Below are 13,306 nucleotides of genomic sequence, written 5' to 3' on the forward strand. Positions count from 1 at the left end.
AAAAAATATTAAGTTGGGATTAGTATGGGTTAAAATTTTCTTCAAAATCTTGCTTTTTCTCTAAAAACCACTCGTCATTGGGATGAAGTTCTATTGCATTATTCAAAGTGTCTCGGTATTCTTGATAAAGCGTATTAAAAATGTATTTTGCATTTTCATATTTTTCTGTATCTGCTGTTATCATTAAACCATTGCTAAAAGCAGAATAACCGTGAACTAAATAATTTAATGTTATAACTTTTTGAACTAAAATGTCAAAAGAATTTGGATTGTACTTTAATAATTCAGTTAAAATATGATTAGCAACAAATAAACGCCCATTTAACCTGATATCTAGTTGCTGATTTTCTGGTAATTTTGATAGTATTTCTGCACACTGATACCAAAATATACCTTTATTGTCTGTTTTTGCTAACTGAATGTATTTTTGATAGTCTATAATTTGATTATCTTCTTGTACCAATTTGGATAAATTTTCTAAAAATTCATATTCTTCTTTGCTAAGTTCATTCATTATTCGCTGTTTGTACTTACTCATGGCGATTGACTGATTATTTGTTTGTGAAAACAATAAATTCGGAAAACTAATGAAAAATATGATTGGTAAGATTTTTGATAATTTCATATATTCTGCATGATAAATTAATCATGGCGTAAATTTTTAAAAAATCACACCATGATTGCTTGTGCTTACAGACTGTTTTGATATTCGTCCGCACTCATTAGGTTGTCATAATCAGCAGGATTGGCAGGCTTAACCTTAAAGAACCAGGCTGCACCATAAGGGTCTTCATTGGCAAGCTCTGGGTTATCCACCAGTTCTTCATTGATTTCTACGATTTCGCCAGAGATGGGGGCATAGACATCAGAGGCGGCTTTGACGCTTTCAACCACCGCAATCTCTTGGTCAGCTTCCACAATGCTACCCACTTCGGGCAGCTCAACATAGACCACATCACCGAGCAAATCTTGGGCGTGGTCGGTGATGCCAACAGTGATGGTGCCGTCAGCTTCTAGGCGTAGCCACTCGTGGCTGGCAACGTATTTTAAATCAGCAGGGATATTACTCATGGGTGTCTCCTAGTGAGTTTGTTGTCAAAAATAGGGAGTAAAGCAAGCACTTTTAAACACAAAGTGCTTGAATGTTAAACTTAAATATTGGTTTCTAAATATACCATCTGTGTTTGTAGATATTCTTCCAGACCGTGTTTGCCATCGGCACCGCCAATACCTGACTTTTTCCAACCAGCATGAAAGCCTTGCATGGCTTCAAAGTTTTCACGGTTGATATAAGTTTCACCAAATTGTAGACGGCGAGTTACATAAAAGGCTTCGTTGAGATTGTTGGTATAAACCGAGCTGGTCAAGCCATAGTCGCAGTCGTTGGCAAGGGCGATGACTTCGTCCAAAGTCTCAAAAGTCGCAATCGGCAACACAGGACCAAAGGTTTCGTTTTTCATGATGTCCATGCTATTATTGACATCTACCAAAACAGTGGGCTCAAAGAAATAGCCCTTACCTTCGGCACGTTTACCACCCATCAGCAAAGTTGCCCCTTGTTCGATTGCACGAGCCACTTTGGCTTCTACCGTTTGGGCGGCTTGTTCGTTGATGAGTGGACCCATATCAAGCTCACCTTCGCCAGCTTCGCTTGGGTTGCCGTAGCGGACAGCTTTCATGGCGTCCATCATCTTGGCAGTAAAGGTGTCTTTAATGCTTGAATGCACATAAACACGCTCAGCACAGTTACAAATTTGTCCTGTATTGCCCACACGAGATGCCAGAATGGATTTTACCGCCAAATCCAAATCAGCATCTTTTAGCACGATGGCGGGGGCTTTACCACCCAATTCTAGTGAAACTTTGGTGATGTTTGGGGCAGCGGTCGCCATGACTTCTTGACCTGCACGCACCGAGCCAGTTAGGCTAACCATGGCGACTTTTGGGTGTCCTGCCAAATGACTGCCTGTTTCATTACCACCATTAACCACGTTAAAGACACCAGCAGGCAAGCCCACGCTGTCCACGATTTCACTAAAAATTTGGCAGTTGATTGGCGTAAAGCTACTTGGTTTAATCACAATGGTGTTACCCGTTACCAAAGCAGGTCCCATTTTGCGAGCGATTAAGAAAAACGGAAAATTCCAAGGCAAAATGCCAACAATCACCCCCAAAGGACGCTTAAACAAAAAGATATTTTCACGTGGGCGGTCGCTTTGTAAAATCTCACCTTCATAGCGTCTTGCCCATTCGGCTTGATAATCCAAATAATCGGCGGTAAACATCACTTCAATGCGTGCCAAATCACGGGTTTTACCACCTTCGGCAACGATGGTATCGGTCAGCTCATCAGCTCTGGCACGAATGCCGTCAGCGATTTTGTGCAAATATGCCCCACGCTCCACCGCAGGCAAACGCTCCCAAGCAGGCTGGGCAGTATAAGCAGCTTCTACAGCACGATTGACATCATCGGCAGTGCCAAGCGGTTCTTTGGCAATCGCTTCTTCGGTGGCAGGGTTGAGTACGTCAGTGTACTCGCCTGTAAAACCGGTATCAAACGCACCATTGATATACATACTTAAAGATTTCATCACGCATACTCCTTGTTTGGGTTGAAACTTTGTTTTGGGTATAGACTGCTTTTGCCATCTCTGACATTTGACAGTTTAACACAATTTTTTGCTCTGTTTTAAACTGGCAAGATTACTTAAAATCAATAAATTTAGCGTTAAAGTCTAACTTTTACAATATTTTGGCAAAATGTCATCAAAATAAGGCAAAAGCTTGCTGTTTAATTCTTTTTTAATATAAAAACCATCAAATGGCTTTTTCCAATATATGGGTTGTCAATTTTGGGCTGTTTGTATTGTGCCATCATCAAATAAATCTTTGCTATGCTTCATTGCTAATTTGATGGTTTCTTGCCTTACGGCATAAAAAAACACATATTCTTTATCACCAATAAACTGACTGCCATATTCAAAATATAATTGCCAATCAATCAAAAAATGCTTTTCCCAAAATTTGCCACCTTGTTGGGTTAAGCCCATATAGCCATCATCTTTAAGAAGCGTTAACTGTTGGGCTTTTTCATTTAAACTTGGATTTTCTAGATTTAAATTAAAACTTTCTACAAAATCATCGGCAAAAATGGCAGATGGCTCTACTCTCATGGTATGTAATAAATGAATGATGGTTAGACTTAAATCATTCATCTGTGAGTATCTTGGTTAATGGCAATTTTCTTTTTCAAAATCATCAATTTTTTGATAGATTTCATCATTATCAATAATCTTTGCTAATGCTTTTGCAGTCAAATGATGGTCATTTTCTATCAAGACATCAGCACCTTGGGCTAATAAAAACGCCACCACATCAATAAACCCTTGCTCCACAGCATTATGTAAGGGTGTGTAACCGTGTTCGCCCACAGCGTTAATATCTGCCTCATTTGCCAATAATAATCTAAGCTCATCAATACTGCCACGAACACTAGCAACATGAATGGGATAATCGCCAAAACTGCTTTTTTGATGAACGCTAGATAATTTCATGCCAATATATTCTGGCAGTTCATTGTACTTTTTTAATAAATTTAACATCTTGTATGATTTACTGTCTTTGTAAGATGTGCCAATCATATTTTTGTGTCAAAACTTATAAATGGCTAAGTACCAACCATTGTCCATCTTGTTTTATCATTTCTATATGGGCAGATTTGTTTTCACCCGACTCGGCAGATTCATAAATGATGTTAAAATTTAGGGCATTTTTGGCAGGCATAGACCAATTACCAATACGCACAACATTGAGACATTTGTCCTGTGCAAGATACTTCATGCCGTTGGTTGGGCTCCATAGGTTGACCTCGGCTTGCACATTGGGTGAGCGAATGGCAGCAATGCCTTGGACATAATAACCCATAGAGCAAGAGGCATTGATGGCAAGCGTTTCAATGTTGTTTTTTGCTTCATTGGCAGCGGTATCAATTTGAGCATTATTGGCTGACATAAAAGCAGACTTGACTGCTTGGCGTTGGCTAGCACTGGGCTTTAATAAAATTTCAGACTTGGCAAAAGATGCCTGATAAATGATGAGACAGCCAAGTACTGCCATAAATTTTAAGGTGGGCATAATCACTCCTTAGGTGTTTACCAAGTCTGCAAAATCAATCAAACTGCTTTTGACCGTTTCTTACAAATGGCAGTTTTAGCACTCGCACGTCCACTTCCTTGCCACGCATGATGACTTTGGCAGTATCGCCCTTAAAGTCGGCAGGCACACGAGCAATGGCGATGGCTTGCCCCAAACTTGGACTAAACACGCCACTGGTGGTAATGCCTTCACCTGCATCAGTAACGACCGTCATACCCGCACGTAGCACGCCACCTTTGCCAGTTTGTAAAAGCCCCACTTGTTTGACTGCCACACCTTTTTCTTTTAGGGCGACTAGGGCAGATTTACCGACAAAATCACGGTTTTCGTCCTTTAAATCCACCGTCCACGCCATGCCAGCTTCTAGTGGACTCACCTCATCGTCCATGTCGTTGCCGTATAGGTTCATGCCTGCTTCCATACGCAACGTGTCTCTTGCTCCAAGACCACATGGACTTACACCTGCTTTGACCAGCTCATCAAAAAATGCGACTGCTTGGTTGCTTGGCAAAATCACCTCCACGCCATCTTCGCCAGTATAGCCTGTGCGAGCCACAAACCAATCATCGCCCCCTGTTTTTTCCGAAAGGTCAGCTCCAACAAAGGGCTTTAAGCCATTGACCGTGTCTGTCCAGTCAGCTTTGATGGAAAGTAGTTTTTGAGTGGCTTTTGGACCTTGGATGGCAATCATCGCCAAATCATAACGTGGCGTGAGTGTTACGCCAAATTCTGCACCCACTTTATGAAATTGTGCTAAGTCTTTTTCACGAGTTGCCCCATTAGAGACGATACGATAAGCGGTTTGTGCTTCGTTCATGCGATAAACGATTAAATCGTCTATCACGCCACCATTATCATTGAGTAGGGCGGAGTATAGGGCTTTGCCAACAAAGGACAGTTTGGCAACATCATTGGCAAGCAGTTTTTGAAAAAAGGCTTTGGCGTGTTCGCCTGTTACGTCCGTAACGAGCATGTGCGAGACATCAAACATGCCTGCATCAGTACGCACAGCTTCGTGTTCGGCAAGTTGTGAACCGTAGTGGATGGGTAGCTCCCAACCGGCAAAATCAACCAGTTTGGCATTTGCTTGGATGTGAGCGTCATAAAAAGGGGTGTGTTGTAGGGCAGACATGATTTTTCCTTAAATTAAGTGCAACATAGTGATTATCAAAATTTTTACCAAACATAAACAATATTTGGTTGGTTGCACCCCATCTGTCCTGATACCTGAGATTTTCAACAGATAAATCCGTTTTCTTCCCTTCGGTGAACTTTTGTTCTCTCCAGATTGTGTTGGTAATATTTTACCAAATTTTTCAGTCCTTTTACCTGAGCGATTATAGGGTTGTTTACGCCTTCGGTGATGGTTTGGACAAACCATGCTCTCCTGAAAAATTTTAACGCCCATATTATGAAAAAAAATGCTACAATTTACAAGTAAAATTTTAAATTTTTGCAAAATAAATAGGTATCATAAAAAATTTATCTAAAAGTGAGAAAAACTTATGCATTGTGATGTTTATAAATTTCCCAAAAGTCCTGATTGGTATGTGTACATTGCTCGTCCTGATTATCCTAATGATACTGATGAGATTAAAGATTGGCTTGGTGTGTTGCCAAGCGAGCTACGTGCCAAATTGGGTTTGGGGACTTTTGTTATGCACTTAGATTTGTTAGCACGAGACAAATTAGCCCAAGCTGACATCAAGATGGTAAAGACCAAACTTGCTGAGCAAGGCTATTATGTGCAAGCCCCGCCAGCAGATGTGTTGGCACAGCAAGCTTTGGCAAAAGCAAAAGCTCTACAAGACAATAAATATGATTAAAAAGTGTGGTTTTTTGTAAAACTTCAAAATACCAGCATAAATTTGTGGTAGAATTGAGTGTTTATTTTGTGGTGTACGATTATGGATTGGCTAAAAAATCTAATAAAAAACTTGCCCTTAGATGCCATGAGTGAATGGGCAACCCAATTTATCACATGGTGGAGCAATATTACCTCGGGCATACCTGATGATGATTTGCCTTTTTATGCCTATGTGGGTGCGTCTGTTTCGGTATTGCTACTGCTACTTTTTGTGATTCGTGTGATGCCACGCACAATGGGTGGGGTGTTTTGGGTGTTTTGTGCATCGGTGCTTTTAACGCCTGATACTTTTTCAGGAGAAGGACAAGTAGCTCCTGCGGTGGCAGGGGTGGCACATGGCATTTTGATGAAGGATTATGCAGGAGCAATGGCTTCTTTACTGCCAATTTTGACGGTCTTTGTGGTGCTGTTGTGTGTGGGAGCGATTTGGCAGATTTTGCGTGGTGTGGTGGAAACCAGCGTTGCCAAAGCTCGTGAAACTGCACAAATTCAAGCGAAAAAACAAGAACTTGCCAAACAATCTGAAAATACCACCGTATAAAATCTTTTTTTTGCTAAAAAATTTTGCTATAATGAGTGGCTTGTTAAATGATTTTGGTATATTACTAAAATTGCTTTTCAATCTCCTTGCCATCATACAATGATGGCTGTTTTAATCCGTAGGGAGTCCTTATGAGACATTATGAAGTGGTGCTACTGGTACACCCAGACCAAAGCAACCAAGTTGCCGACATGGTAACAAAATATCGTTCTATCGTTGAAGAAAATGGTGGTACCAACCATCGCCTAGAAGATTGGGGTCGCCGTCAGCTGGCTTATCCAATCAACAAAATCCACAAAGCACACTACGTGCTACTAAATATTGAATGTAACGATGCAACACTAGCTCAGCTAGAAGAGCTATTCCGTTATAACGATGCCATCATTCGTAGCCTAGTTATCCGCCGTGAAGCTGCCATCACTGAGCAATCACCTTTGGCAAAAGAAGCCGAAGAGAAACGCACTCGTAAAGCCAACCGCCGTAACGATGTTCGCACTATTGAAAGTGAGAACGAAGTTGCTGACAGCGAATAATTAAGGAGACATATCATGGCACGTTTTTATCGTCGTCGTAAATTCTGCCGTTTTACCGCCGAAGGTATCACGCATATTGATTACAAAGATGTAGAGCTGTTAAAGCAATACATCAGCGAAAATGGCAAAATCATTCCTAGCCGTATCACAGGTACTTCCACCAAGTATCAACGTCAGTTGGCAGTTGCCATTAAACAAGCTCGCTATTTGGCACTATTGCCATATACCGACAACCACAAGTAATTAACGGAGAAAAATCATGCAAGTTATTCTATTACAGCGTGTCGTTAATCTTGGTAAACTTGGCGAGACTGTTGATGTAAAAGCAGGTTATGGTCGTAACTACCTAATCCCGCAAGGCAAAGCCCTGCCAGCTAACGAAGCAAACATTGCCAAGTTTGAAGCACGTCGTGCTGAGCTTGAAGCTGCCGAAGCTGCCGAATTGGCAGAAGCCAAATCTCGTGCAGACGCATTGGCAGATGTCAATGTCATCATGCGTGCCAAAGTGGGTGATGAAGGCAAACTATTTGGTTCTATTGGTGCTCGTGATATTGCTGATGCCTTGACCAAATCAGGCTTGCCAGTTGACCGCTCAGAAGTTAAGATGCCAGAAGGTTCATTCCGTCAAGTGGGCGATTACAAAGTGGTGATTCAACTTCATCATGACGTTACTGCTGACATCTTGGTAACTATTTTGTCAGAAGATGCAGAAAGCAAAACTGATGAAGATGATGAATAAGTAGTCATTAAATAAGACAAGCTCTTTTTAGGGCTTGTTTTTTTGTGGGAAATATTTTGTTGTATGTTGGATGATTTTTATAAAAAAATGTTAACAAGTGAGTGCTTAGATTTGTCTTTTCGGATGGAAACATCATGTCAGATTTAAGCGATATGTCTTACAAATAAGATATTAAAAAATATGCTTTATTTGGCATGTTTTTTATATAGTAACTGCATTATAAATCATGTTATGGAAGTGATTTAATGATGTGATGTTTGATGAATTAAAATCATACCTAAGTACATTTTGAGCTATCAAAAAAACCATGATGGTGATATTAATTTTTGGGGTGATTAGAATAAAAATAGCAGGCACCAGTTTTAAAGGCATGGCGTTGGTGAAAAAAGAGCCATTCCAAGTACACTAGTAAAAATAATAAAAAAGGGATAATATTGACTATTACCCCTTTTGTGTTGATGAATGTTATCTGTTTGACAAATGGTCTTTAACATTTTTAGCAAATTGACGTAGTGTATCCACGGTGCTGTCCCAGTCCAAACAACCATCTGTTACTGATTTGCCATATTCTAGTTGTGATAAATCAGCAGGGATATTTTGACGACCGCCTTTAAGATGACTTTCAATCATCAGGCCCATGATGGATTTGTTGCCGTTTTGGATTTGGTGGGCGATGTTTTGAATGACCATGGGTTGCAGATAAGGGTCTTTGCCAGAGTTGGCGTGGCTAGCATCCACCATGATTTTGCCCGATGTTTTGCCTTTGGCAAGCTCATTTTCGGCGGCCAATATGGCAGTCTCATCATAGTTGGGTTGGTCGTTGCCACCACGCAGGACGACATGAGCATATTTGTTGCCACGAGATTTGATGATGGAGACTTGTCCATCTGATGATAGCCCCAAAAAGCTGTGTCCTGATTTTACCGCTTGCATGGCATTGACTGCGACAGTCATGCTGCCATCTGTGCCATTCTTAAAACCAACAGGGCAGGACAGACCGCTTGACATTTCACGATGGGTTTGTGATTCGGTGGTTCTGGCACCAATGGCTGACCAGCTGATTAAATCTTGCATATATTGGGGGGTGTTGGGGTCAAGTGCTTCGGTGGCACAAGGCAGACCTTTTTCGTTTAATTCCAGCAAAAGCTTGCGAGCCATACCAAGCCCTTTTTCAATGTCAAAACTGTCATTCATATCAGGGTCATTGATAAGCCCTTTCCAGCCTGTGGTGGTGCGTGGTTTTTCAAAATACACACGCATGACAATAAATAACTCATCTTTTAATTCGTCTGCCAGCACTTTTAATTTGTCAGCATATTCATGCGCGGCATTAACATCATGAATGGAGCAGGGACCAACAACAACTAAAATGCGTTTATCAATGCCATCTAGGATATTTTCAACCACTTTTCGTCCATTGAGTACCGTGTTAAAGGCTTGGCTGGTTAAAGGGTAAGTGCGTTTTAATTCAGCAGGAGTAATCAGGGGGGTGATTTTTTCGATATTCACATCATCAATTTCGGTGTGGTGAGTTAAAAATGACATAATGCCTACCTTGCAAGATGGTTGGGTAAATCGTGCTATTATGCACATAAATCAGGGTTTTGGCAAGTTAAAATCTCATCAAAGATATGATAAGTTGGCATATCTATTGTATGTTAATGACAAAAACCGCCCAATCTAAATTGAGCGGTTTTTTGCATCAGATGATGTCTATTGATTAGCCGTGGCATTCACAAGGGGCTTTCATGTCAATCACCATACGCCCTTGAATTTTACCATCATGCATCTCTTGGAAAATTTGAGCGGTTTCGGCTAGGGTGCGTTTTTGTACCACAGGCACAACCAATCCTTCTGCACCAAATTGGAATGCTTCAGCAAGGTCTTGGCGAGTGCCAACAAGTGAGCCAACAACTTCAATGCCATCTAAAACAATGCGTGGAATGGATAAATCCATGGTGTCAGGGGGCAGACCAATGCACACCACACGTCCAGCTGCTCTGACAGCATCAATGGCAGAGTTAAAGGCATCTTTGGAAACTGCGGTTACAACTGCTGCATGAACACCGCCCACTTTTTCATGAATGACTTTGGCAACATCGTCTGTTTTTGGGTTTAAGGTGATGTCTGCTCCGCATTCTTTGGCAAGCTGTAATTTATCATCATTAATATCAATGGCAATCACGTGAGCTCCAAAGACTTTTTTGGCATATTGCACACCCAAGTTGCCCAGTCCGCCTGCTCCATAAATGGCTACCCATTGCCCTGGGCGTACGCCTGATACTTTAATGCCCTTATAGGTGGTAACGCCAGCACAGGTGATGGAGCTTGCTTGGGCAGGGTCTAATCCTTCTGGCACTTTAACGGCATAATCAGCATCTACGATACAATGTGTTGCCATGCCACCATCGGCGGTGTAGCCTGCATTTAGTACGGTACGGCAGAAAGTCTCACGACCGCTATTGCAGTATTCGCAAGCACCGCACGCTTTAAATAACCAAGCGATACTCACACGGTCGCCTACTTTTAAGGCGGTAACACCGTCTGCGATTTCGGTAACAATGCCAATTCCTTCATGACCAAGTACACGCCCTGGTTTGTCGCCATAATCGCCTGCCGCTACATGCAAATCTGTATGACAAACACCACAATACTCAACTTCTACAAGAGCTTCATTGGTTTGTAGGGGGCGAATTTCTTTTTCAATGATTTCTACGTTACCATCACAGGCTTGGGTAACAACTGCTGCTTTCATCTTTGCCATCATCAACTCCTTGTTTGGCAGGTGGGTGGAACAGTTATGATTAAATTATGCCCAAAAAAATTGCATTAATCAAGCAAAATTTACAAAAAAATACAATAAAATCAATCATTTAGATATGAAATAACATTTCAAAATAATTATCAGTTATTTTTGGACAGTTTTTGCGATAAGATTCTGATAAAAAGGGTGATTTTTCCGATAAAAATCCAATTTTGAGTATGGAGCGTGCTTGTGGTATGATAACGTATTTTTTGATTGATATGTTTGAGATAAATAATGACCACGCCCACTTATGCCGAGATTTTATCCGTTGTTGCCGATGACTTTGCTGTCATGGATAAGCAAGTTTTTGGCTCATTAAACTCCAAAGTTCAGCTCATCATGAAAGTATCTGACCATGTCATCAACGCAGGAGGCAAACGTATGCGACCTTTGATGACTTTGCTTGTTTCGCGTCTGATAAATGATGTGCCAAGCGATAAGGCAAATGAGCTTGCAGCCATTACCGAAATGCTTCATACAGCAACGCTTGTGCATGATGATGTGATAGACAGCTCGGGCATGAGACGGGGGCGACCTACTGCTAACGCCACTTGGAATAATGCCACGGCGGTCTTGGTGGGGGATTATTTGATTGCTCGCTCTTTTAATCTTTTGACGGGTTTTGGCGATATGACGCTTTTAAAGCTGTTTTCAGACGGCACGTGCGACATTGCCGAAGGTGAAGTGCTACAATTACAACATCAGCATAACATTGATACCACCGAGAGCGATTATTTGCAAATCATTGATGGCAAAACATCACGTCTGTTTATGATGGCGTGTGTGGGGGCAGCCTTATTGCATGGCAAACATCATGATAAAGAGCTGCTTGGTGCTTTGTCGGATTTTGGGCAGCATTTTGGTAATGCTTTTCAGATGATTGATGATGTCATGGATTTTGTGGGCGATAGTAATGCCATGGGTAAAAATTTGGGTGATGATTTGGCAGAAGGCAAACCCACTTTACCCATCATTAAAACCCTTGAAATTTTAAATAAGGCAAACTCACCTGATTATGACATCTTGCGTATCGCTGTGCAAACAGGTAAAACAGACAATCCTGCCGCTTTGATTGATTTGGTCAAATCATCAGGGGCGTTGGAGTACTGTAAAAACCGAGCAAGACAAGAGACCGTTTTGGCTCAAAATGCCCTTGATAAACTGCCTGATAACAAATACTGTCATGCACTTTGTCAGCTAACTAGGCTTGCCAGCAGTCGGCTGATTTGATGGGGCTGGCGTGTTTTTGATATTTGCCATTTGTGCCAGTGTGCTTGTGTCTGTCTTTTTAAAAATCGCAAGATGGCAGCACATTGACATAGCACAAGCGATTTTGGTGAATTATATCACCGCCATTGTGCTGTGTTTGGTAGTGTTAAGCCCTGATTTTAGTGGTGGCTTGACTGGTGTGTTACATGGCGGAGTAATGATATTTGTGCTACTTGGGATACTTTTGCCAAGTGTGTTCATCATCATGGCAAAAGCGGTGCAGATGGTTGGCATTGCCAAATCAGACGTGGCTCAAAGGTTGGCGTTGTTTTTGCCAATACTGGCATCTTTTACCATTTTTGGAGAAACCTTAACTCTTGCTAAGGGCGTGGGGATTGTTTTGGCGTTTTTGTCGTTGATGACTTTGACATTCAAGCCCAGCTTAAACTTTACTCAAAATCAACCAATTAGCACCAAGCAGACGGTATTGGTATTAGGTGGTGTGTGGGCAGGCTATGGCGTGATTGACATTTTGTTTAAACAGATGTCAAAGCTTGGCAATGCCTTTGCTCACACGCTACTGATTAGTTTTGTATTGGCATTTGTATTGCTGTTTGTTTATCTGATGACCCAAAAAACACGTTGGCATGGCAAAAGTCTTGCCAGTGGTGTGATATTGGGCGTGCTAAATTTTTGTAATATTTTATTTTATATTAAAGCACATCAAGTCCACAAAGACGACCCCACGCTTGTATTTGCAGGCATGAACATTGGTGTGATGTGTGTGGGAGCGATGGTGGGTGTGTTGATTTTTAAAGAAAAGCTAAATAAAATCAATATTTTAGGCATATTATCAGGCATATGTGCGGTGTGGTGTCTGTTTTATTTGGCATAACTGTGGAGTTATTATGAAAGCTTCTGCTGTTTTGATTTTAATTGTCTGTTTGATGGGCTGTCAAAATACCCATTTGTTTGTATCGCAACCTAAACTGTCGGATGATGCCCGTTATTTTTGTGAAAAAGAGTTATTAGGAGACATCATACAACAGCAAATCGGCGGTCAAAAGGTGGCGTTATGTCAGTTTGTGGACAATACAGGAAAAGTGCAAAGCCATGATGCTCATGCGTTACTAAAAGGTTTTGCTGATATGATGATAAAAGGCGATACGTTGCCTAGACGCGCCACCAAGACAGTAGGCGCGGCAAATCCTGCCAGCACCTATTGCGTGGAGCAAGGCGGTCAATCGCACATCAAAACTGATAAAGATGGCAATCAATATGGCGAGTGTCATCTGCCTGATGGGCGTGTGGTTGATGAATGGGAATATTTTCGTAAAAACAGCCCATCGCCCTAGCTAAATAAAAACTGATACATAAAAGATTGATTTTATCCATCATCGCCTGATTGTAAAGGTTTGTTTTGTGTCATCTTTTTATAAAAATCACACTGTTTGAG

General features: G+C 41.4%; 17 protein-coding genes and 2 riboswitches. Of the genes, 8 read left to right on the plus strand and 9 right to left on the minus strand.

From position 1 onward, the window contains the following. Positions 1 to 19: 19 nt before the first annotated feature. The 7 genes from CEW93_RS06505 to gcvT form a co-directional block, all read right to left on the minus strand. Positions 20 to 625: a hypothetical protein gene (locus tag CEW93_RS06505; RefSeq protein WP_089540485.1), complete on the minus strand. Its 606-nt coding sequence runs from the start codon at positions 623 to 625 to the stop codon at positions 20 to 22. A gap of 65 nt (positions 626 to 690) precedes the next feature. After that, positions 691 to 1,071, minus strand: a complete 381-nt coding sequence (gene gcvH, locus CEW93_RS06510; RefSeq protein ID WP_089540487.1) for a glycine cleavage system protein GcvH — start codon at positions 1,069 to 1,071, stop codon at positions 691 to 693. Positions 1,072 to 1,151: 80 nt separating this feature from the next. Further along, complete coding sequence (aldA, locus tag CEW93_RS06515) at positions 1,152 to 2,591, minus strand: aldehyde dehydrogenase (protein ID WP_089540490.1); 1,440 nt, start codon at positions 2,589 to 2,591, stop codon at positions 1,152 to 1,154. A 255-nt stretch (positions 2,592 to 2,846) separates the two neighbouring features. Further along, the gene (locus CEW93_RS06520) at positions 2,847 to 3,215 is read right to left on the minus strand and encodes a hypothetical protein (protein WP_089540492.1); all 369 of its coding nucleotides are present in this window, start codon (positions 3,213 to 3,215) and stop codon (positions 2,847 to 2,849) included. A gap of 15 nt (positions 3,216 to 3,230) precedes the next feature. Next, on the minus strand, positions 3,231 to 3,602 hold the full coding sequence (locus CEW93_RS06525; RefSeq protein ID WP_089540540.1) for an ankyrin repeat domain-containing protein: 372 nt from the start codon (positions 3,600 to 3,602) through the stop codon (positions 3,231 to 3,233). A 55-nt stretch (positions 3,603 to 3,657) separates the two neighbouring features. Next, the gene (locus CEW93_RS06530; protein ID WP_089540494.1) at positions 3,658 to 4,134 is read right to left on the minus strand and encodes a hypothetical protein; all 477 of its coding nucleotides are present in this window, start codon (positions 4,132 to 4,134) and stop codon (positions 3,658 to 3,660) included. Between the two features lie 34 nt (positions 4,135 to 4,168). Beyond that, positions 4,169 to 5,287, minus strand: coding sequence for a glycine cleavage system aminomethyltransferase GcvT (gcvT, locus tag CEW93_RS06535; RefSeq protein ID WP_089540496.1), 1,119 nt, complete (start codon positions 5,285 to 5,287; stop codon positions 4,169 to 4,171). 73 nt (positions 5,288 to 5,360) lie between these two features. Then, positions 5,361 to 5,452: riboswitch (glycine riboswitch) on the minus strand. A 10-nt stretch (positions 5,453 to 5,462) separates the two neighbouring features. Further along, positions 5,463 to 5,555, minus strand: a riboswitch (glycine riboswitch). A gap of 105 nt (positions 5,556 to 5,660) precedes the next feature. Here gcvT and CEW93_RS06540 point away from each other — a divergent pair. From CEW93_RS06540 to rplI, 5 genes are all read left to right on the plus strand, one after another. Beyond that, positions 5,661 to 5,981: a YcgL domain-containing protein gene (locus CEW93_RS06540; RefSeq protein WP_089540498.1), complete on the plus strand. Its 321-nt coding sequence runs from the start codon at positions 5,661 to 5,663 to the stop codon at positions 5,979 to 5,981. 81 nt (positions 5,982 to 6,062) lie between these two features. Further along, positions 6,063 to 6,563, plus strand: a complete 501-nt coding sequence (locus tag CEW93_RS06545; protein ID WP_089540500.1) for a hypothetical protein — start codon at positions 6,063 to 6,065, stop codon at positions 6,561 to 6,563. Between the two features lie 131 nt (positions 6,564 to 6,694). Next, on the plus strand, positions 6,695 to 7,096 hold the full coding sequence (gene rpsF / locus CEW93_RS06550) for a 30S ribosomal protein S6 (RefSeq protein WP_089540502.1): 402 nt from the start codon (positions 6,695 to 6,697) through the stop codon (positions 7,094 to 7,096). Positions 7,097 to 7,111: 15 nt separating this feature from the next. Continuing rightward, positions 7,112 to 7,339, plus strand: a complete 228-nt coding sequence (gene rpsR / locus CEW93_RS06555; protein ID WP_066802327.1) for a 30S ribosomal protein S18 — start codon at positions 7,112 to 7,114, stop codon at positions 7,337 to 7,339. A gap of 16 nt (positions 7,340 to 7,355) precedes the next feature. Continuing rightward, positions 7,356 to 7,835: a 50S ribosomal protein L9 gene (rplI, locus tag CEW93_RS06560; RefSeq protein ID WP_089540504.1), complete on the plus strand. Its 480-nt coding sequence runs from the start codon at positions 7,356 to 7,358 to the stop codon at positions 7,833 to 7,835. A 465-nt stretch (positions 7,836 to 8,300) separates the two neighbouring features. Here the strand turns inward: rplI and CEW93_RS06565 are convergent, their stop codons facing one another. Both CEW93_RS06565 and adhP read right to left on the minus strand, forming a co-directional pair. Continuing rightward, a complete protein-coding gene (locus CEW93_RS06565) occupies positions 8,301 to 9,380 on the minus strand; it encodes a 3-deoxy-7-phosphoheptulonate synthase (protein WP_089540506.1) in 1,080 nt (359 codons plus the stop codon). Between the two features lie 175 nt (positions 9,381 to 9,555). Next, complete coding sequence (gene adhP / locus CEW93_RS06570) at positions 9,556 to 10,599, minus strand: alcohol dehydrogenase AdhP (RefSeq protein ID WP_186727921.1); 1,044 nt, start codon at positions 10,597 to 10,599, stop codon at positions 9,556 to 9,558. A 276-nt stretch (positions 10,600 to 10,875) separates the two neighbouring features. On the opposite strand from adhP, the gene CEW93_RS06575 reads away from it, so the two are divergent. The 3 genes from CEW93_RS06575 to CEW93_RS11005 are packed head-to-tail and all read left to right on the plus strand — an operon-like array spanning position 10,876 to position 13,205. After that, positions 10,876 to 11,871 (plus strand): polyprenyl synthetase family protein, encoded by a 996-nt coding sequence (locus tag CEW93_RS06575; protein ID WP_186727922.1) that lies wholly within the window; start codon positions 10,876 to 10,878, stop codon positions 11,869 to 11,871. Between the two features lie 10 nt (positions 11,872 to 11,881). Next, entirely contained in the window at positions 11,882 to 12,745 is an 864-nt protein-coding gene (locus CEW93_RS06580; RefSeq protein WP_089540508.1) for a hypothetical protein, read from the plus strand. 13 nt (positions 12,746 to 12,758) lie between these two features. After that, positions 12,759 to 13,205 (plus strand): DUF333 domain-containing protein, encoded by a 447-nt coding sequence (locus CEW93_RS11005; RefSeq protein WP_255503989.1) that lies wholly within the window; start codon positions 12,759 to 12,761, stop codon positions 13,203 to 13,205. Positions 13,206 to 13,306 lie beyond the last annotated feature (101 nt).

It is taken from the genome of Moraxella sp. VT-16-12, assembly GCF_002224245.2.
Classification (GTDB): domain Bacteria; phylum Pseudomonadota; class Gammaproteobacteria; order Pseudomonadales; family Moraxellaceae; genus Moraxella.